Origin of the sequence: Stenotrophomonas sp. VV52 (assembly GCF_002893095.1) — a bacterium.
In the GTDB taxonomy this organism is placed as follows: domain Bacteria; phylum Pseudomonadota; class Gammaproteobacteria; order Xanthomonadales; family Xanthomonadaceae; genus Stenotrophomonas; species Stenotrophomonas aracearum.
The window spans coordinates 591,513-610,431 of the sequence record NZ_PKQQ01000001.1; the positions used below are offsets into that span (position 1 = coordinate 591,513).

General features: G+C 65.2%; 19 protein-coding genes. 14 read left to right on the forward strand and 5 right to left on the reverse strand.

The window, feature by feature from the left end:
* Window positions 1-132: 132 nt before the first annotated feature.
* The 7 genes from C2U58_RS05155 to C2U58_RS05185 all read left to right on the forward strand — a co-directional run bounded on the left by C2U58_RS05155 (window position 133) and on the right by C2U58_RS05185 (window position 8,607).
* Window positions 133-1,560 (forward strand): DcaP family trimeric outer membrane transporter, encoded by a 1,428-nt coding sequence (locus C2U58_RS05155; RefSeq protein WP_102945021.1) that lies wholly within the window; start codon window positions 133-135, stop codon window positions 1,558-1,560.
* Window positions 1,561-1,575: 15 nt separating this feature from the next.
* The gene (adiC, locus tag C2U58_RS05160; RefSeq protein WP_102944825.1) at window positions 1,576-2,922 is read left to right on the forward strand and encodes an arginine/agmatine antiporter; all 1,347 of its coding nucleotides are present in this window, start codon (window positions 1,576-1,578) and stop codon (window positions 2,920-2,922) included.
* Window positions 2,923-2,943: 21 nt separating this feature from the next.
* Window positions 2,944-5,232: an Orn/Lys/Arg decarboxylase N-terminal domain-containing protein gene (locus C2U58_RS05165; RefSeq protein WP_102944826.1), complete on the forward strand. Its 2,289-nt coding sequence runs from the start codon at window positions 2,944-2,946 to the stop codon at window positions 5,230-5,232.
* A 25-nt stretch (window positions 5,233-5,257) separates the two neighbouring features.
* Window positions 5,258-6,160, forward strand: a complete 903-nt coding sequence (locus C2U58_RS05170; protein ID WP_102944827.1) for a cation transporter — start codon at window positions 5,258-5,260, stop codon at window positions 6,158-6,160.
* Between the two features lie 103 nt (window positions 6,161-6,263).
* Window positions 6,264-6,476 carry a ParD-like family protein gene (locus C2U58_RS05175; protein WP_068852612.1) on the forward strand — a complete coding sequence of 71 codons (213 nt, stop codon included), beginning with the start codon at window positions 6,264-6,266 and terminating at the stop codon, window positions 6,474-6,476.
* Window positions 6,473-7,237 (forward strand): type I methionyl aminopeptidase, encoded by a 765-nt coding sequence (gene map / locus C2U58_RS05180; protein WP_102944828.1) that lies wholly within the window; start codon window positions 6,473-6,475, stop codon window positions 7,235-7,237. The genes C2U58_RS05175 and map overlap by 4 nt, the downstream gene beginning before the upstream one ends.
* A 296-nt stretch (window positions 7,238-7,533) precedes the next feature.
* Window positions 7,534-8,607 carry a hypothetical protein gene (locus tag C2U58_RS05185; protein ID WP_102944829.1) on the forward strand — a complete coding sequence of 358 codons (1,074 nt, stop codon included), beginning with the start codon at window positions 7,534-7,536 and terminating at the stop codon, window positions 8,605-8,607.
* Between the two features lie 112 nt (window positions 8,608-8,719).
* Here the strand turns inward: C2U58_RS05185 and C2U58_RS05190 are convergent, their stop codons facing one another.
* Together C2U58_RS05190 and C2U58_RS05195 are read right to left on the reverse strand one after the other, a co-directional pair.
* Window positions 8,720-9,502 carry a response regulator gene (locus tag C2U58_RS05190; protein ID WP_102944830.1) on the reverse strand — a complete coding sequence of 261 codons (783 nt, stop codon included), beginning with the start codon at window positions 9,500-9,502 and terminating at the stop codon, window positions 8,720-8,722.
* Window positions 9,499-10,623: a histidine kinase gene (locus tag C2U58_RS05195; protein WP_102944831.1), complete on the reverse strand. Its 1,125-nt coding sequence runs from the start codon at window positions 10,621-10,623 to the stop codon at window positions 9,499-9,501. The genes C2U58_RS05190 and C2U58_RS05195 overlap by 4 nt, the downstream gene beginning before the upstream one ends.
* Before the next feature lie 186 nt (window positions 10,624-10,809).
* Between C2U58_RS05195 and C2U58_RS05200 the strand changes: the two genes are divergently transcribed.
* Together C2U58_RS05200 and C2U58_RS05205 are read left to right on the forward strand one after the other, a co-directional pair.
* On the forward strand, window positions 10,810-11,136 hold the full coding sequence (locus tag C2U58_RS05200) for a hypothetical protein (protein ID WP_102944832.1): 327 nt from the start codon (window positions 10,810-10,812) through the stop codon (window positions 11,134-11,136).
* 59 nt (window positions 11,137-11,195) lie between these two features.
* On the forward strand, window positions 11,196-11,513 hold the full coding sequence (locus tag C2U58_RS05205; RefSeq protein ID WP_102944833.1) for a hypothetical protein: 318 nt from the start codon (window positions 11,196-11,198) through the stop codon (window positions 11,511-11,513).
* Here the strand turns inward: C2U58_RS05205 and C2U58_RS05210 are convergent.
* Window positions 11,475-12,437, reverse strand: a complete 963-nt coding sequence (locus tag C2U58_RS05210; RefSeq protein WP_102944834.1) for a LysR family transcriptional regulator — start codon at window positions 12,435-12,437, stop codon at window positions 11,475-11,477. The two genes, C2U58_RS05205 and C2U58_RS05210, sit on opposite strands and share 39 nt — an antisense overlap.
* Before the next feature lie 131 nt (window positions 12,438-12,568).
* On the opposite strand from C2U58_RS05210, the gene C2U58_RS05215 reads away from it, so the two are divergent.
* The 4 genes from C2U58_RS05215 to C2U58_RS05230 all read left to right on the forward strand — a co-directional run bounded on the left by C2U58_RS05215 (window position 12,569) and on the right by C2U58_RS05230 (window position 16,789).
* Window positions 12,569-12,970: a RidA family protein gene (locus C2U58_RS05215; RefSeq protein ID WP_102944835.1), complete on the forward strand. Its 402-nt coding sequence runs from the start codon at window positions 12,569-12,571 to the stop codon at window positions 12,968-12,970.
* A 69-nt stretch (window positions 12,971-13,039) separates the two neighbouring features.
* The gene (locus C2U58_RS05220) at window positions 13,040-13,444 is read left to right on the forward strand and encodes a VOC family protein (protein ID WP_070209139.1); all 405 of its coding nucleotides are present in this window, start codon (window positions 13,040-13,042) and stop codon (window positions 13,442-13,444) included.
* A 74-nt stretch (window positions 13,445-13,518) separates the two neighbouring features.
* Complete coding sequence (locus C2U58_RS05225; RefSeq protein WP_102944836.1) at window positions 13,519-15,699, forward strand: hypothetical protein; 2,181 nt, start codon at window positions 13,519-13,521, stop codon at window positions 15,697-15,699.
* A 193-nt stretch (window positions 15,700-15,892) separates the two neighbouring features.
* On the forward strand, window positions 15,893-16,789 hold the full coding sequence (locus C2U58_RS05230; protein ID WP_102944837.1) for a LysR substrate-binding domain-containing protein: 897 nt from the start codon (window positions 15,893-15,895) through the stop codon (window positions 16,787-16,789).
* 57 nt (window positions 16,790-16,846) lie between these two features.
* Here the strand turns inward: C2U58_RS05230 and C2U58_RS05235 are convergent, their stop codons facing one another.
* Both C2U58_RS05235 and C2U58_RS05240 read right to left on the reverse strand, forming a co-directional pair.
* Window positions 16,847-17,614 carry a YggS family pyridoxal phosphate-dependent enzyme gene (locus C2U58_RS05235; RefSeq protein ID WP_102945022.1) on the reverse strand — a complete coding sequence of 256 codons (768 nt, stop codon included), beginning with the start codon at window positions 17,612-17,614 and terminating at the stop codon, window positions 16,847-16,849.
* Window positions 17,615-17,663: 49 nt separating this feature from the next.
* Window positions 17,664-18,170: a hypothetical protein gene (locus tag C2U58_RS05240; protein ID WP_102944838.1), complete on the reverse strand. Its 507-nt coding sequence runs from the start codon at window positions 18,168-18,170 to the stop codon at window positions 17,664-17,666.
* Between the two features lie 252 nt (window positions 18,171-18,422).
* Between C2U58_RS05240 and C2U58_RS05245 the strand changes: the two genes are divergently transcribed.
* A complete protein-coding gene (locus tag C2U58_RS05245) occupies window positions 18,423-18,818 on the forward strand; it encodes a hypothetical protein (protein WP_146033408.1) in 396 nt (131 codons plus the stop codon).
* The last annotated feature ends 101 nt before the right edge of the window (window positions 18,819-18,919 follow it).

An 18,919-nucleotide genomic window follows, 5' to 3' on the forward strand; every position in this document is an offset into this window, starting at 1 on the left:
AGGCACGCGCAGTTGCTGCGCGAAACCCGGGATTGGGAGGGAGTCCCGCAGTACCGGGTCGCTGGCAGGGGGCGTGCACGGCAACGTTGCGTCTCCGGTCGGCCGTATTGTCTGCGGTCCATGGAGGACGTGATGCGTTGCTCTGTCGTGCTGTTCTGTGTGGCTGCCCTGTTGGCCACGCCCGTACATGCGCAGGATTCAGCGGAGGCGCTGCGCCAGGATATCCGCACGCTGCGCCAGACCCTGGAAGCGATGGAGCAACGCCTTGATGCGTTGGAGCACGCGGAGGGACGAACGCCGCCGGCACGTCCTGAAGTGGTTGCCGTTGCGCCCTCGGCGATCGCCTCTCCTGCGTCGATCAGCCTGGTAACGGGTGCCAGGGTGCCCGGTACGGGTCAGGCGATCCTTCCGCCGCGCGACTCGGTGTCCGATCCTTCCACGGCAGCCTCGCGCCCGGACAGCGCCGCCGGGCCGACCGACCCAGAGCTCAAAGGCTTCTTCGCCATACCCAACACCGACACGATGATCCGCATCGGCGGCTACGCCAAACTGGATGCGATTGCCGACACCCGCGCGGCGGGCGATGAGGATCAGTTCGTCACCTCCACCATTCCGGTCGGCAGCGCCCACCGCGACACCACCAACTTCAACCTGCATGCCAAGCAGACCCGCTTCAGTTTCGAAGCGCGGCGGCCGACCTCGCGCGGCAACCTGCGCTTCTATCTGGAAAACGACTTCTTCGGCAGCAGCGACGGCTACCAGTTCCGGCTGCGCCATGCCTACGGGCAGTTGGGCAACACCTACGCCGGCTATGGCTACGCCACCTTCATGGACGCCGACAGCCTGCCCGACACGCTGGACTTCGCCGGGCCGGGTGGGGCGGGTTACCTGCTGGTGGCGGGTGTGCACCACAGCTTCGAGATGGGCAAGGGCAACACCCTGACCCTTGCCGCCGAAGATCCCGACAGTCAGCTGGCCGGCACCACCGATGACACCGTGGCGGTGAACCGCCTGCCCGATGTGACCGTGACCGCCCGCATGGAGCGCGACTGGGGGCATCTGCAGCTGGGTGGGGTTGCCCGCAGCCTGGGCTATGACGGCGACCAGCGCGACGAGCGCCGGTTCGGCGGCGGCGTGCAGCTCAGTGGGTCGGCCTCGGTCGGCGAGCAGGACCTGGTGCTGTTCGGCCTGCTAGGTGGCAAGGGCATGAGCCGCTATACCGCCGACCTGACCGGCTCCGGCCTGGACGCGGTGATCGGGCTGGATGGGCGGCTGCATGCGCTGTCGCTGCAGGGCGGTTTCGTCGGCTACACCCACTACTGGTCGCCGATGTGGCGGTCGAACCTGGTCTACGGCCAGTTGAACATGGACCGCAACGATGCGCTGGCGACCGATGCGTTCAAGCAGAGCCAGTACGGCGTCTTCAACCTGATCTGGAGCCCGGCACCGTCGTGGACGATGGGCATGGAAGTGCTGTACGGGCAGCTGGAGCAGCAGGACGGGCAACGTGCCGACACGGTGCGGGTGCAGGGCAGCCTGCAATACAACTTCATCAAGTAACGGAGCGATACCGTCATGGCGCAGAAGAAGATCGGGGTAGTGGGTGCCACCTTCCTGGTGGCGGGCAACATGATGGGCTCGGGCGTGTTCCTGCTGCCCTCAAGCCTGGCCAAGATCGGTACCGCCTCGATCTGGGGCTGGCTGGTGACCACGGCAGGCGCGCTGCTGCTGGCGTTCGTGTTCGCCAAGCTGGGCAAGCTGGCACCCAAGGCAGGTGGGCCGTACGCCTATGCCCGCGACTGGTTCGGGCCCTACATGGGGTTCCAGACCAACACCATCTACTGGTTCGCCAACTGGATTGGCAACGTCGCCATTCCGATCGCGGCGGTGGGCTACTTCAGTTACTTCTTCCCGATCCTGTCGCAGCCGGTCCCGCGCTGCATCGCGGTGCTGGCGCTGGTCTGGGCATTGAGTTTCGCCAACGTGATCGGCCCGGCATTCGTGAGCCGGGTACAGACGGTGACCACCAGCTTCGCACTGGTGCCGATCCTGGGCATCGCCATCTTCGGCTGGTTCTTCTTCGACCCGACCATCTTCAAAGGCGCCTACAACGTCTCGGGCGAGAGCAACTTCGGCGCGATCTCCAGCGCGGCGGCGCTGACCCTGTGGGCGTTCATCGGCGTGGAGTCAGCCTCGGTGACCGCCGGGGTGGTGGAGAACCCCGAGAAGAACGTTGCAAGGGCGACCCTTGCCGGCGTGTTCCTGGCAGCGGTGGCATATATCGCCAGCTCGTCGGTGATCATGGGCATGGTGCCGAACGGTGACCTGCAGGTGTCCGATGCGCCGTTCGCGCTGGCCGCCGCCAATGCAGTGGGTGGCTGGGGCGGTGCCCTGGTGAGCCTGTGCGCCTTCATCGGCGCCGCCGGTTCGCTGGGCGGCTGGATCCTGCTGACCGCACAGAGCGCAAAGGCCGCCTCCGATGACGGCCTGTTCCCGAGCATTTTCAGCAAGACCAACAAGGACGACGTTCCGGTCAAGGGCGTGCTGATCGTGGCGGTGCTGATGACGGTGGCGGTGCTGGTGACCTCGACCTCGGAAACCGCCTCCGCCCAGTTCGATGTGATCACTTCGGCCGCAGTGGTGCTGACCCTGCTGCCGTACATCTATTCCTGCGTGGCCTGCTACTTCGTGGTGGAGCGCTCGCACACGCTGGTCCACATCGGTGCGTTCTGGTTCCTGACCAGCATCACGGTGGTGTACTGCCTGTGGGCGATCTTCGGCTCGTCCGGCAGCATCGTGCAGTACGCATTCCTGTTCGTGCTGTTCATCACCGTGTTCTACCCGTTCTTCAGCGAGGAACGGCGCCGCCAGCGCGGCCAGCTGCCGCCGCTGGAGGCAAACGCCGGCACGAAGCTTTCTTGATCTTCCCCCAGGAGAAATGCTGTGTACTTCAAGTCACTGGATTACCCGATCATCGTCATCGACGATGACTACGAGTCCCCGCGCATCGGCGGCATCCTGATCCGCGCGCTGGTCGACGAGCTGCGTGGCAGCGACCAGCGCGTGCTGTGCGGCCTGACCCTGGCCGATGCGCAGGCTGGCGCGCGGACCTACGTGGCCGCCTCGGCGGTGCTGATCTCCATCGACGGCACCGAGGACAAACCGGGCGAGTTCCAGCGCCTGCTGGGCTTCCTGCGCGAGCAGAGTGCACGGCGCGCGGGCCTGCCGGTGTTCCTGTACGGTGAGCGCCGCACCATCGAGAAGGTGCCGAGCAAGCTGCTCAAGTACATCCACGGCTATATCTTCCTGTTCGAGGACACCAAGAGCTTCATCGCCCGGCAGGTGATGCGCGCGGCCGACGACTACATGCAGCAGCTGCTGCCGCCGTTCTTCAAGGCCCTGATCCACCATACGGCCGACTCCAACTACTCCTGGCACACGCCGGGGCATGCGGGCGGGGTGGCGTTCACCAAGTCGCCGGTGGGACGCGCCTTCCACCAGTTCTACGGTGAGAACACGCTGCGCAGCGACCTCTCGATATCGGTGCCCGAGCTGGGTTCGCTGCTCGACCACAGTGGGCCGATCAAGGCGGCGGAAAACGAAGCGGCGGCGAACTTCGGTGCCGACCACACCTTCTTCGTCACCAACGGCACCTCCACCGCCAACAAGATCGTCTGGCATGGCACGGTGGGGCGGGGCGACGTGGTGTTCGTCGACCGCAACTGCCACAAATCCCTGCTGCACGCACTGATCATGACCGGCGGCGTGCCGGTGTTCTTCACCCCCAGCCGCAACGCGCACGGCATCATCGGCCCGATCAGCCTGGACCAGTTCACGCCCGAGGCGCTGCAGCAGGCCATCGCGGCCAACCCGCTGGCCAGCAAGGCGTACAAGGCCGGGTCCAAGCCGCGCATCGCGGTGGTCACCAATTCGACCTATGACGGGCTGTGCTACAACGCGGAGAAGATTGCCGAGGAAATCGGCAGTGCGGTCGACTTCCTGCATTTCGACGAAGCGTGGTACGCCTATGCGGCGTTCCATCCGTTCTACGAGAACCATTACGGCATGGCCAAGGGCAAGCCGCGCGAGCAGGACGCCATCATCTTCACCACTCATTCCACCCACAAGCTGCTGGCCGCGTTCTCGCAGGCCTCGATGATCCACGTGCGCAATGCGGCCACGCGCGACCTGGATGCCGAGCGCTTCAACGAAGCGTTCATGATGCACACCACCACCAGCCCGCATTACGGGGTGATTGCCGCCTGCGACGTGGCCTCGAAGATGATGGAGGGTGCGGCCGGCGAGTCGCTGGTGCAGGAAATGCACGACGAGGCCATTGCCTTCCGCCGGGCCATGCTGCACGTACGCGAAGACCTGGGCCGCGACGACTGGTGGTTCAGCGTGTGGCAGCCGGACAAGCTGGAGCGCTCGCTGGCCAAGGGCGATGCGCCGGCGCCGCTGGTGGCCAAGCGCGAGGAGTGGTACCTGCAGCCGGACGCGCACTGGCATGGATTCGACGGGCTGGTCGAAGACTACGTGCTGATCGACCCGATCAAGGTGACCCTGCTTACGCCCGGCCTGTCCATCGATGGCGATCTCGGTGACCTGGGCATTCCGGCGGCGGTGCTCAGCAAGTTCCTGTGGACGCGCGGCATCACCGTGGAGAAGACCAACCTGTACTCGGTGCTGTTCCTGTTCTCGATGGGCATCACCAAGGGCAAGTGGAGCACGCTGGTGACCGAGCTGATGGCGTTCAAGGAACTGTTCGACGCCAACGCGCCGTTGACCCGGGCGCTGCCGGACCTGGCTGCGGACTACCCCCAGGCCTACGCGGGCTGGGGCCTGCGCGACCTGTGCCTGGCGCTGCACGCGTTCAACCGTGAGTTCGCCGTTGCGCAGGTGATGCGGGAAATGTACGTGGACCTGCCCGAGCCGGTAATGACGCCGGCCGAGGCCTACGACCACCTGGTGCGCGGACAGATCGAGCGGGTCGACATCGAAGCGATCAGTGGGCGGATCGCCGGCACCATGCTGGTGCCGTATCCGCCGGGTATCCCCACCATCATGCCGGGCGAACGGTTTGGTGCGTCCGATGAGCCGATCATCCAGTCGCTGCGTATCGCCCGCGAGCAGAACGCGCGATTCCCGGGCTTCGAGTCGGACGTGCACGGGCTTATCATCGACCGTGACGGCGACGTGCCGAGTTACAAGGTGGAGGTGCTGAAGACCTGAGCGCAGTGCAGGGCTTCGGCAGGCGATGGATACAGCACGCGAGCAGCGGGTCCTCAAATTCTCGATCGGGGTCACGGTGGCGGTCAGCGCCACCGGCTTCATTGGCGGGCTGCTGGTGGGCTCGCAGGCGATCCTGTTCGACGGCGTGTACAGCCTCGTCGATGTCGCCCTGACCCTGGTGGCGCTGGCAGTGCTGCGCCTACTCGGGCGCGAGGGCAGCCCGCGCTTCCAGTATGGCTATTGGCACCTGGAGCCGATGGTGGAGGCGCTGGGCGGCGCGATCCTGGCGTTGGCCTGCATCTACGCGGTGGCCAACTCCATCATCGGCCTGACCACCGGCGGCCACGTGGTCCGCGCCGGCCCCGCGCTGATGTGGGCCAGCCTGCTGTGCGTGAGCAACCTGGGCATGGCGGCGATCATTCGCGTGTATGCCAGGCGCCTGCGTTCGGCGCTGCTGTGGCTGGACGTGCGGGCGTGGCTGCTCAGCGGGATGATGAGCCTGGCGGTGGTGCTGGCGTTCGCGCTGGCACTGCTGTTGAAGGACGGCGACCACGCGCACTGGATTCCCTATCTGGACCCGCTGGTGCTGGCGATCATCAGCGTGGCGGTGTTGCCGGTGCCGTTGCGCGGTGCATGGAAGGCCATGCGCGAGGTGCTGCAGGTGGCGCCGGATACGCTGGACGCACGGGTGCAGACGGTGATGCAGCAGTTCATTGCCGAGCATGGGTATCTGGATTTCACCAGTCACGTCGCCAAGATGGGGCGGATGCGCTTCGTGGAGATCCATATCCTGACCCATCCGGACACCGTGATCGGCACGATCGGCAGCGTGGATGCGTTGCGCGACGAGATTGCGGAGCGGTTGGACGCGCGTGGCAGTGAGTTCTGGTTGACGATCGACTTCACGGCGGACCCGGCCTGGACCTGAGGCAGCCGGGCAGAGCCCGGCTCTACCCGCGGTGCCGTATGGCCGGTGGCGTGGGGTATATGAAGCGTATATGATGTGTATATACCCCTCATCGAGACCTCTCATGGGCATCGTCAACATAGACGACGAGCTGCACGACAACCTGCGCCGCGCCAGCGGCGTTTCCGGCCGTTCGATCAACGCGCAGGCCGGCTTCTGGATCAAGGTCGGCATGCTGTGCGAAATGAACCCCGGCATGAGCTACCAGGAGATCGTCAACCGTGAGCTGCGGGCGGCCGGAGTGGACCCCGGAGCCTTGCGGGTGGCTGTCGCGTGATCAAGACGCTGGAAGAACAGGCGCTGATGCGGGCCTCGGGGCGGCTGCTGGCGTCGGTGTTCGAGGCGCTGGACCGCTTGCCGCTGGAAGGCATGAGCACGCTGCAGGTCAACGACTGGGTCGAGCGCTTCATCGTCGATGAGCTGAAGGCGCGACCGGCCAGCAAGGGCCAGTATGGCTTCGCTTACGTGCTCAACAGCTCGGTGGACAACGTGGTCTGCCACGGCGTGCCGTCGGCGACCGAGATTCTGCGCAGCGGCAGCATCGTCAATCTCGACATCACCTTGGAGAAGGACGGCTTCATTGCTGACTCCAGCAAGACCTACCTGATCGGTGACGTCGACTTCCAGGCGAAGCGACTGGTGCGGGTCACCCGTGAAGCGATGTGGAAGGGCATTGCAGTGGTGCGTCCGGGTGCAACCTTGGGCGATGTGGGGTTTGCGATCCAGCAGCATGCAAAGGCAAACGGCTACAGCGTGGTCCGCGAGTTCTGCGGGCACGGTATCGGCCGGGAAATGCACGAAGAGCCGCAGGTACTGCACTACGGCAAGCGCGGCACCGGCGAGGAACTCGAAGCCGGCATGACCTTCACCATCGAGCCCATGATCAACCAAGGCCGCGCCGCCATCGACATGAGCGAAGACGGTTGGACCGTGACCACGCGCGACGGCAAGTTGTCAGCGCAGGCCGAACATACGGTGTTGGTAACCGACAACGGCGTAGAGGTCCTCACCCTACGCGCAGGCGAGAAACCCGCGTAGAGCGGGGCTCTGCCCGGCTGCCGTGCGCACGGGGCAAACGCCGATAATCCGCAATGCTGCGGTTGCACCCGCCCAACACGCAGCCCTAACAACCCCGGGATTATGTTGGCGACTCACGGGGGTGAATCGCGAGCAGTGAGCTGCGCTCAACGGGCTTGTGTTTACCGTGCCCATTGCGTGGATATCTGTTCGGTGCAGCCCTTGGGCGGTGTGCCGATGTCTGGTGTGCTTCCCATGCTTGCGATCCATGGTGGTAATAGAGGCCAAATGGATTACAAAATGGGAGATTGTTAATCATGGGTACCGAGTCCAACAAGAGTTCGGATGATCTTGAGACCGACGTCGTGGAAGGTGGCGGTTTTGGGGATGAGCGAGAGGTAGCTTGGGAAACCTTGAGCGAATTCAGGGTTCAGATTCACAAGCAGTCAAACGTGACTGCGGAGATCTTCGCCAACGGGTTGCAGCAAGCGCCGATCGAGGTTGTTGTTGAGGCGCGGAATAAGGCTGGAGCAGTAGTTCAGCTGAGTCGAGAGCAGTTGTTTGGAGTAAACGGAGTAAGGCTGATCCACTATGAGAACAATGGCGCCGTCCGCGGTGCCAGACACACGAAAGATACGCGCTTTGTGTACGAGTGGCCTTTAGTGCGAGAAGATGGAACTGAAGTGCCGAATAACACGGATCAGGACGTAGAGCCGGAGTCCAATGGGCAGGTTGTCCCAATATTTGTCACAAAATCCGATTTGGATACGACCTGGATTGCCGCGGAGTTTAAATCACCGTCAGGGGCGGTATTCAGGACGAATACCCCGGAAACCGCTCCAGGGAAGTTCGATAGCTGGGTCAAGCTTAGGGGGAGGCAGCCAGAAGTGGTCAAGTGGGACAAGTTCATCATGTTCGGGGAGAATGCACACAATGCCCCGTACTGGGATGTGGATCTGTATTACATCCGGTTCGAAGATCCCAACCTCAAGATCGTTGCGAGCAGGCACTATGGATTGAATGGCCATGACAGCGCTCATTACGCTTGGATGAAAGATGGAAATCACATTCGGCACGTATGCTACGAGGCAGGTGGGGAAAGGGTGCTGCGCCATTATTCGATGGCAGGTAGTAATTATATCGATGTACGAATAAACAAACATTCCGGACAGGCGACTGCATCCCGCATCTCGGATGCACGGGACTACGACAACATCAGCTATCAAGGATGCGTGATGGGCTATATCAGCCAGCACGGCAATGAGAGCAAGGTGTTTGTCAGGGGGCATTCGAACGGTAATACACTGTATCTGGATGATCCTGGCAGTAAAGGCGAAGAGCAGCCCCCCGTGGATAGCGGCCTGCCAGCAGGCGACGCAGTTGCGGATTGACGGGTGCCTGAAGAGATGCTGATAAGCAAGGGGGAAGACAAGGTCAGCTGACCTAGCGGCTTTTGAGATACGTGCGAAGAGCGGCCGGGCAGAGCCCGGCGCTATAGGTGGGTCAGGTCGTATCTGCTCGGGTAGACACGAGCTTCAAGAACGCGTCGTTCTGGTATCGGCTCATGCGCAGTTGCTGGCCGCTGTCCAGTGTGACCACATGGTGCCCGTTGAACCACGGATGGATGGTTTTGACGCGGGCGATGTTGACGATGGCCGAGCGGTGTACCCGGGCGAAGTGCTTCGGGTCCAGCCGCTCGGCCAATGCGGTCATGGTGCCCCGATGCTCATGCATTTTCGTGGCCAGGTGGATTTCCACGGTGTTGCGTGCGGCCTTGATCCAGACGATGTCTGCGACGTCGATCAACACGACGTGTTCGTCGACCCGCACGGGAATGCGCTGCAGGTAGCTTTCGCGTTGGCGCAGGGCGTCCAGCGCCTGCAGGATCTGCGTGGTGGCCTGCGCGCTGGTGCCGGTTGCGGCTGATACGCGCTGGCGGGCGCGCAGCAATGTGCTGGCGAAGCGCTCGCGGCTGAAGGGTTTGACCAGGTAGTCCACCGCATTGGCCTCGAACGCCCTGACTGCATGCTGCTCGTAGGCGGTGACGAAAACGGTGGCGGGCATGCGCTCGGCACCGATGGTGGCGACCACGTCCAGGCCGGTGATGGCTGGCATCTGGATGTCCAGGAACACCAGGTCGGGCGACTGTTCGCGGATCGCCTTGACTGCGGAGACGCCGTCCCCGCATTCGCCAAGCAGCTCGATCTCCGGGTCGTCGGCCAGCAGACGCACGATGGCACGGCGGGCCAACGGCTCATCGTCCACCACCAGTACGCGGATGCTCATGCCGGGGCTGTCCCTGTGTTGAGTTCCGGCGCGTCGTCGAGGGGTGCCATTTCCCGGAAGGGCAGGCGGACACGGCAGGCGACGCCCTCCGGCCAGATCATGTCGAGCCGCACGTCGGCGGTGTCGCCGTACAGCTCCTTCAAGCGCAAGCGAGTATTGGACATGCCGATCCCGTGTCCAACGGGCGCGCTCGGGTTGGGCTCCAGCGTACTGTTGCGATTGCGCACTTCAATGCACAACCCGTCACCATCGCGGCGAGTTTCGATCTCCACCACATCCCCGCCCACGCGCTGGCCGATACCGTGGCGCAATGCGTTCTCCACCAGCGGCTGCAGCAGCAGGCTGGGCACCGCGCAGTCGAGGGTGTCCGGTGCGATGTAGGTGCGCGTGGTCAGGCGGTCCTTGAAGCGCACGCGCTGGATGCCGAGGTACAGCTCGATCAGGTCCAGCTCCTGGCGCAGCGGAATCTCCTGGCCGTCGTAGTCTTCCAGGAAGGCGCGCAGCAGCTCGCTCAGTCGCAGCAGCATGTCTTCGGCTGAGAGGGTGTCCTCGTCGAGCAGGGTAATGATGGCGTGCAGGGTGTTGAACAGGAAATGCGGCTGCAGCTGCGACTTGAGCGACAGGAGGCGCGACTGGGCCAGTTCGGTGGCGAGCCGGCTGGCTTCCACCTCGCGCCGCGCCTTCTCGGCCTGGAAGTGCAAGGCCTGCTGCAGGGCGAACAGCCCCCAGTAGGTGAGCAGGCCGATGGCGAAGTGCTGGGCCAGGAAGTAACCCAGCTGTTCGAAGAAGCCGCTGGGTTCGAACAGGGTGGAGACCAGCGCGCCTATCACCATGGCGGCGGAGGTGACCACCACGCTGGCCAGCACGTGCCGGCCGAGGCCGCGCAGGCGACGGGTCGGGTCGATGGGATGGCGCTCGGCCAGGCGGAACACCAGCGGGGCGAGTGCGGCCCACGTGTACCACTGGATCATCGACCAGCGTAGATGCGCCACCAGCGGCACGCTGTTGCCGTGCATGCCGTCGCTGAGGACGTGCTGCACGGTAAACACCAGCACGACGGCGGTCCACAGCAGCAGGTAGCGGCTCAGCGTGATGGAGGTGCTGCCAAGGCGAACGATCACGGCGGGTATCCAGGGCGCCCGACAAGGCGGGGCAGGGCCATCTTAGGCGCCTCAGCGGGGCCCGAGAAGCGCCATGACGGCCCATTACGATTGGTCCCGGCGTGACGACGATTGGTCCCGGATCGGTTGTCGGCGTGGGCATTCCCGGCGCGTCATGCAGGCTCGCCCACTCTGGAGCCCGCTGCCATGCATACCCGCACCTTCGCACTGCTTTGCCTGATGTCTGCCACCTCGGCCGCCCAAGCTGCCGATCAGCCGCGCTACCTGACGGTGCTCAACCGCGCCCACGACAGCATTCTCCGGCTGGAGGTCGCCGAAGCCGGCAGCGGCACCTTCGAAGCCCGTCCGATCGACCGCATCGAGGGTGGCGGCGGCAGCACCACGGTGCGACTGGGCAACAACGGCTGCCGCTTCGACCTGCGCCTGGCGTTCCGTAATGGGCGCGACGCGATTTATCGCGAAGTGGATGTGTGCCGAGGTGACGTGCTGGTGGTTCAGCCCTTACCTTCGTGACCCCCACCATCCGCCAGCTGTCCGGTCTATCATCCCAGGCACGCCATCGGGGAGGTGCCGTGAAAGAACTGATCGACATGATGCTGCTGCTGCCGTTCGGGCTGATCCTGATGTGCCTGCCGTTCAACGTGATGATGCTCCGGCGGATCCGTCGGGATCATCCGGCGCTGTTCGATGCCTTCGGCGAGCCACGCACCTTCGGCCCGGGTGGCAGCCACTGGGGCAATGGCACCTACACCCGCTTCCTGCTGCTTCGTACGCACCGGGACGAGCTGGATGCGGCGACGCTACGGCTTCGCGATATCCAATGGGTACTCACCCTGGCCAGCGTGGCCTCGTTACTGATCTTCCTGCTGCTGGTGCTGTCCACCCGGTAGAGCCACGCCCTGCGTGGCTTTCGGCACGTGCTCAGCCATCAGGGCCGCGACCCAGTCGACGAACACGCGCAGTTTGGCGCTGACGTGCCGGTTTGGCCGGAAGGCGATGTGCAGGGGCATGGGGTCGACCTGCCAATCGGTCAGCACGCGCACCAGTTCACCGTGTCGTTCGTGCTCGGCCGCCACATAGTCCGGCAGCCACAGCACGCCCAGTCCGGCTACGCCGGCGGCGAGGTAGGCATTTCCATCGTCCACCGCGAGCAGGTGGCGGCCGTGGATGGTCAGTGTTTCATCGCCTCGCCGCAGCACATACGGCATGGCACCGCTGGGACGTGAGCCCCGGTAGCCGACGATGCGGTGCGGGTCGGCTTCCAGCTCAGCCGGGTGCGTCGGGACGCCGATGGTGTCGAGGTACTTGGGCGCGGCGTACAGCCCCGCTTTCAGTTCGCCGATCTGGCGGGCGACCAGCGACGAATCGGTCAGCACGCCGCCACGGATGACGCAGTCCACGTTCTCGTCGATCAGATCCACGTTGCGGTCACTGACCCCCAGGTCCAGCTGGATGTCGGGATAACGCGCATGGAAGTCGGGCAGGGCGGGGACGAGCAGGAAGCGCGCCAAGGGGGCGGGCACGTCCACGCGCAACCGGCCGCGCGGGCTGGCGGCGAAACTGGACAGGCTGGTCTCGGCGTCGTCCAGGTTCGCCAGCAGGCGGACCACGTGCTCGTAGTAGGCCGCACCGTCTTCAGTGACGTTGACCTGCCGGGTGGTGCGGTTGAGCAGGCGCACGCGCAGGCGCGCCTCCAACTGCTGCACCAGCTGGGTCACGGTGGTGCGGCTCATGTGCAGGGTCTGCGCGGCCTTGGTGAAGCTGCCGGTCTCCACGACCCGGGCAAAGGCCTGCATGGCATCGAAACGGTCCATCGGCACTCTCGTGGGCAATTGTTTGGATTCTACAAACAGTGATGGCCAAGGTTGGTCGTTTATCGCTCTGGGCGGCGCCCGTACCGTGGAGGCCTTCCCTCACCGGGCCCTGCGCCCCTCTGGAGACTTCCATGGCAACCCGAGACGTTGTGTTCCCCGCTGGCCGGCAGGACCTGTATGCCCGCTACCGGTATTCCCCCGCCGTGCGTTCGAATGGTTTCCTGTTCGTGTCCGGCCAGGTCGGCAGCCTCGAAGACGGTTCGCCGGAGCCGGGGCTGGAGGCGCAGGTGCACCGCCTGTTCGAGAACCTCAACGCGGTGCTGGCGGCGGCGGGTTGCACGTTCGATGATGTGGTCGACGTGACCGTCTTCATGATCGATCCCGACAAGATCCTGGACCGGGTCTGGGCGATCGTCCCCGAATATTGGGGCAAGGCCCCGCATCCGAGCCTGACCGCCGTGGGGGTGACCTGGTTGAGCGGCTTCGATGTGGAGTTCAAGGTGGTGGCGAAGCTTCCGGAACCGGATGCCTGAGGCCTCTGCCTTGCCATTGGCGCCGGGCGGTGTACGCTCGGCGCACCACAGGCAGCGAGGGTGCGGCAGATGGCGAAGGTGACCGGTATTGGCGGGGTGTTCTTCAAGAGCCGTGGCGACCGTGCCGCGCTGGCCGAGTGGTATCGGCAGCACCTGGGCATGCAGCTGGAGGATTTCGGCGGCGCGGTGCTGCGGTGGCCGGATGACAAGGCCAATGATGGTGGCCTTACTGTCTGGGCGTTGGCGGAGCCGGAGAGTAAATGGTTCAGTCCGAGCGAGTCGCCTTTCATGATCAATTATCGGGTGGATGATCTGGAAGGGTTGCTGGCCAACCTGCGTGAGGCGGATGTGACCATTGTCAGTGGGCCGGAGACGCATGAGAACGGGTCGTTTGCGTGGATCCTGGATCCGGATGGGAACAAGTTGGAGTTGTGGCAGCCGATGGCCTGGGATCCGGAGCGGCGGGTGGGTTGAACCCGCGCCTTCACGCGGTGCCGTAGCGCGGTTGTTGATAGTGGCGGTGTCATTCCGTTACGTCGCAGACTTCCATGGCTTTGATTCCCGAGCGCGTCCGGCGCTGGCCCCGGCCGTGGCGCGTGACGCTGTATGCGCTGCTGGTGCTGTATGCGCTGTACCTGGTGGCGGGGAATGTGTTCCTCAACACGCCGTTGTTCGATGCGGTCACCAACCGCAAACCTGAAAAGTTCACGTTGAAGACCGGGCCGGCACTCACCCTGATGCCGGGGCATGCGATTGTCTGGAACATCCATATCCGGGGACAGGCCAACCACACGGTCTATGTCTTCCGTGCCGACCGCGCGAGCGCATGGATTTCACTGGTGCACCTGTTCAAGCGGGAAGTGCGCATTCCCAGCATCAATGCCACCGGGGTGGAATCGGACATCTCACGGGTGGAGAAGGCGATACCACCACCACCGCGCGGGGATCGCGGCTGGAACATCCGGTTGGACGCGATCCACAGCGACAGCATCCGCAGTGGTCGCTTCGGCAAGCTGCTGATCGTCGGCCAAGGGCACGGCACGGTCGGCTTCCAGAAGCAGACCAAGGGTGGACCTTCGGAGCTGTTCGATTCCACCGCCGGTTTCGAGCAGGCCACGGTGAACTATGACGGGGTCAAGCTGCTCGATGAAGCGCACCTCGCCGCACGCTTCCATTACCCGCGCCACTACCGAGATCAAGCGCCGGGCCTGCGCAAGTTTGGCATCACCTGGGCGCAGTTGCAGGTGGACGGGCGCAGCCAGGCGATCACGATCGATACGGCCGGCGCGCACGCGAAGGTTGGCAGCATGCCGGCCGAGGCGCGGCTCAACGCGGACCTGGCGATGGACCGCGGCATGTTGCAGCCCGGCAGCCGGATGGTGTGGCGGGTGCCGGTACATGCCGGTGTGCATGCGCCGGACCGTGGGTTGCTGTCGCTGCAGCTGGACGTGGCCCAGGACATGCGCGTGCAGGCGCGCCTGCCGCGCGACGAGGAGACCGGCAGCGAGCTGCACGCCGACCTGCGCGTGCGCGGGCGGAAGATTCCGTTCGAGGCGCCGGCGGAGCTGCTGCCGCGCCTGTCCGGCGAAGTGCGCGGCGCGTGGAAGTTCGATTCGTTGAACTGGATTGCCGACCTGTTCGTGCGCAAGCCGTGGTTCCGGTTGGATGGCGGTGGCCTGCTCGAGGGCGACCTGAAGATCGTGGATGGTGCGCTGGCGCCGGGCAGCCGACTGGACGTGCCGAAGGTGGTGGCGGTGTCGGAAGTGGCTGGGGTGCGCATGCAGGGCGAGGCCAGCGCGGTGGGAAGGATTGTCGAGGGTGAACCGCCGCAGGCGGAACTGAAGGTGGCGATTCCCGAGTTCCGTGCCGCGCCGTCGGATTCGCCGAAGACGGTACTGTTTGACGGCAAGGCGATGGCGCTGACGATGCGTGGCGACGCCCGCCTGCAGCAGCTGCGCGAGGGCATGCGCGCGCACCTGCAATTCCGCGATGCGCGGGTGCCCGACCTGACCGCCTACAACCGCTACGTGGGCAGCGGCAACGCGCGCCTGCTCGGCGGCACCGGGCTGCTCAGCGGTGACGTGACGCTGGATGGCGCCGGACGGGTCGGGCAGGGGCGTGCCGACCTGCGCGGCACGGGTGCGCGCATGCAGGTGATGGGCATGAACATCCGTGGCGATGCGCAGGTCAAGGCGCAGGTGAAGCGCGCAGATTTTGATGCTGGCCAGTTCGACCTCGGCGGAACCACCCTGAGCCTGCGCAATGTGCAGGTCGACGGCGATACGGCGGGCAAGGGCGGCTGGTGGGGCGAGGTCGACCTGGACAGTGGGCATATTCAGGCCGCCGAACCGTTCCGGGTGGATGCGCGCGCCAAACTGCGGCTGCGCGACGCTGGGCCGGTGCTGGGCGTGTTCGCCGCGCGCAAGGACTACCCACGCTGGGTGCTGGGCCTGCTCGATTCGGGCGAGGTGCAGGCCAGCGGGCAGCTGCGCTGGCAGCGCGAGCACCTCGCGGTGGATGACCTGCAGGCCGAGAACGAGCGCCTGTCGCTGCGCGCGCGGCTGGACATGCCGCAGGGCAGTCGACGCGGCGACCTCTACCTGCGCTGGGGGCTGCTCGGTGCCGGCATCGAGCTGGACGGCGACAAGCGCAGCTGGCACCTGGCCGGGGCGCGGGACTGGTACGACGGCAGGCCCCGCGTGCTGCCGGAGGCCAAGCCGGCGCCCTGAGCCTGGGCGTCTGCGGCGGGCTCGGAAAGCTGGCGGGCCAGCTCGGGGTCGGTGATGTGGCCGTGCAGGAACAACAGGCTGGCGTAGATGTTCATGGGCGTCCTCCACTTGAGTGGAATTGACGATACGGGCAGGATGGGCGGCGCAGAAGCGATCGTTTCACAACCCTTTCTTGAACTGGATTCAAGTTGCCATGTCCCGGGTTCCGCTCCAGCCACTGCAGAACTTCGTCACCGCCGCCCGCCTGGGCAACCTGACCCGGGCGGCGGATTCGTTGAACCTCACGGTCAGCGCGCTCAGCCACCAGATGCGCCAGTTGGAGGAGCGGCTGGGCTATGCGCTGCTGCAGCGGCAGCCGCGCGGGGTGAAGGCAACGCCCGAGGGCCAGCGCCTGCTGGAGCAGGTGGGGCCGCACCTGGATGCGATCGCGCAGGCGCTGCAGCCGTTCGGCGCGCGGCATGACCGGGTGCTCACGGTGAGCGCGCTGCCGTCGATGGCGTCCAACTGGCTGGTGCCGCGCCTGGGCTCATTCGTGACCGCGCATCCGCAGATCGAATTCAATCTGGAATCCAGCGAACGGCTGACCGATTTCGAACGCCAGCTGCACTGCGACGCCGCACTGCGGGTGGGCGCCGGGCAGTGGAGCGGGGTGCATGCCGAGCCGCTGTTCGACGAATGGATGGTGCCGATGGCCAGTCCGTCGCTGGTCGAGCGCATGGGTGGAGTGGATGCACGGCCGTTGTCGCAGTGGCCGCTGCTGGGCGACCCGGATGGCGAATGGCATCGCTGGTTCTCGCTGGTGGGTGACGCGGCGCCTGCGCGGTTCGTGGCGATGCTCAACGATTCCGAAGCGCACCACCGCGCCGCGTTGGACGGGTTCGGCGTGGCGCTGGGGCGGATGACCCGCGCGCGCCTGCTGCTGGATTCCGGCCAGCTGATCGCCTTGTCGCCGCACCGGCTGAAAACACGCTGGTCGCACTGGCTGGTCTACCCACCACGCTCCTCCACGCACCCCGGCTTCCTGGCCTTCCGAGACTGGCTGCACGCCCAGGCCCGCGAACACGCGAACCACATGGCCACCCTCGCGTAACGACGGATGCTGTAATCCCGCGTAGCGACACGCCATGCGTGTCCCACGCGGTGCCGGCTACCCCACACTCCCGGGCCAATACTGACTATCCGGCGTTGCCCGCGCCCCAAAAATCGCCTGCCCCACCCGCACCACGGTCGCCCCCTCCTCGATGGCGATCTCGAAATCCCCCGACATCCCCATCGACAACTCATCCAGGCTGACCCCGGCCGGCAACCCCGGGCGCAGGCGGTCGCGCAGCTCACGCAGGCGCACGAAGCACGGACGCACCAGCTCCGTATCGTCGGAAAACACCGCCAGCGTCATCAACCCGCGCACGCGCAGCTGGCTGAAGGCCGGCAACTGCTGCACGAAGTCGGCCACCTCGATGGGATCCAGCCCGTACTTGCTCGCCTCGCCGGAGGTATTGACCTGCACGAACACGTCCAGCGTGCGGTTTTCCTGCGCCAGCCTTTGGTCCAGCGCCTGCGCCACGCGCAGGCTGTCCAGCGCCTGGAACTCGCTGGCAAAGCGCGCCACGTCGCGCGCCTTGTTGGTCTGCAGGTGGCCGATCACCGACCAGCGGATGCCGAGGTCGGCCATCGCTTCGGCCTTGCCCTTGGCTTCCTGCACCTTGTTCTCGCCGAGCGTATCGCAGCCAGCTTCAACCGCCAGGCGCAGGCGCGCTTCATCCACGGTCTTGCTGACCGGCAGCAGGCGTACGCTGCGCGGGTCGCGCCCGGCGCGGGCGCAGGCAGCGGCGATACGCGCGTGCACCACGTCCAGGTTGTGGCGAAAGTCGGCAACGGTGGTGGCCTGCGGCCAGGACGGAGCGGCGATGGGCACGGGCGGCAACCTTCAACGAACGTCGTGCCATTTTCGCATGTCGGACGGGTCAGGGGGCTGCCGCCGTGCCCGGGCGGATGTAATGCGACTGCCCGTTGTCGTTGAGGAAGATCAGCTCCGGCTTGCCCTGCCACGAGGTGAGCATGGCGCCCGTGCTGTTCTGGTGCTTGATCACCAGGGTGGCCCCACGATCAGGATTGGCGGTGATCTTGAACACCTCGGTAGTGCCCTTGGCGTCGTCCAGGGTGAGCGAGGCTTCGTCGCCCACGTCCGCCGTGCCATAGCTGCCGCGTTCTGAGCCGTCGGCCCCGAGCAGCGCGACGCCGGACAGTGGCGAGGCGCGCGGGCCCTGCGGCACGCCCTTGCTGAGCGGATCGGGCAGTGGCGCGCCGAGAACCACCCGGGCCTGGCCGCTGGCGTCCTGGATGACCAGCCCGCGTGCGGTGATGACCCGCTGTTCGGACTGGCTCTGGTGCAGCCGCACGGCGGTGTAGCCGGAGACCAGCAGGGCGAGGCTGGACACGGCCAGGGTGGTAAGGGTGAGTGCGCGCGACATGGCCGGTTCCGGATCCTTGGATGGCTGCGACGATAGCCGAAGGGGTGATTGCGACACTAGTCAGGGAATTCTGTATCTGTGCTGGGCGTGAATCCGGTCACAGACGGGCACAGCAAGGCTGCTGACCAGTTGACAAGACGCCGCGCTGGTCCACATGATCCGCAGAGCGCCCATATGGGCGGTATGCATTGCAGGGACGTCATGCATCACTCACTATCGATCGCCGGTCATAGGCGACTTCTGATCCGCGTAATGGGCTGGCTGGCGGTGCTGGCCACTTCGGCTTGTGGTGGCTTTCCAGGCGTTTCGTTGGACCTTGAGGCGCTGGGCAGTGAGCCGCTTGGTCAGAAGCTGCGCCCGATCTGGATGAACTCCCCGCAGTTCGTGGAATCCGACCTCAGGGGATGGCTCGAGGCCCAACCAAATCATTCGGCCTGCCTGACGTCGGTGGATTGTCTTCAGAAGCTGGGGTTCCATCGCTGTGCGCCCGCGAATGATGGCGTGCATTGCAGCTACCACACCGTCATGACTGGAACCCTGTTCAAGCCCAACGACGTGCGCGTACCCATGCGCTACGAGTTGTGGATAGCGCTCGATACCCACAACGGTGCCATTGCCGCCTTGAGCTTCAAGCGCGATCTGCACTAGTTCTCTGCCGCACGCATTTTTTCCTCTGTCGTAGCAACACCTGCAGTGCGCTTTCCGTGCCGTGCAGCACCGCTGCGCGCACGTCCGCCTTGAACGTCAAC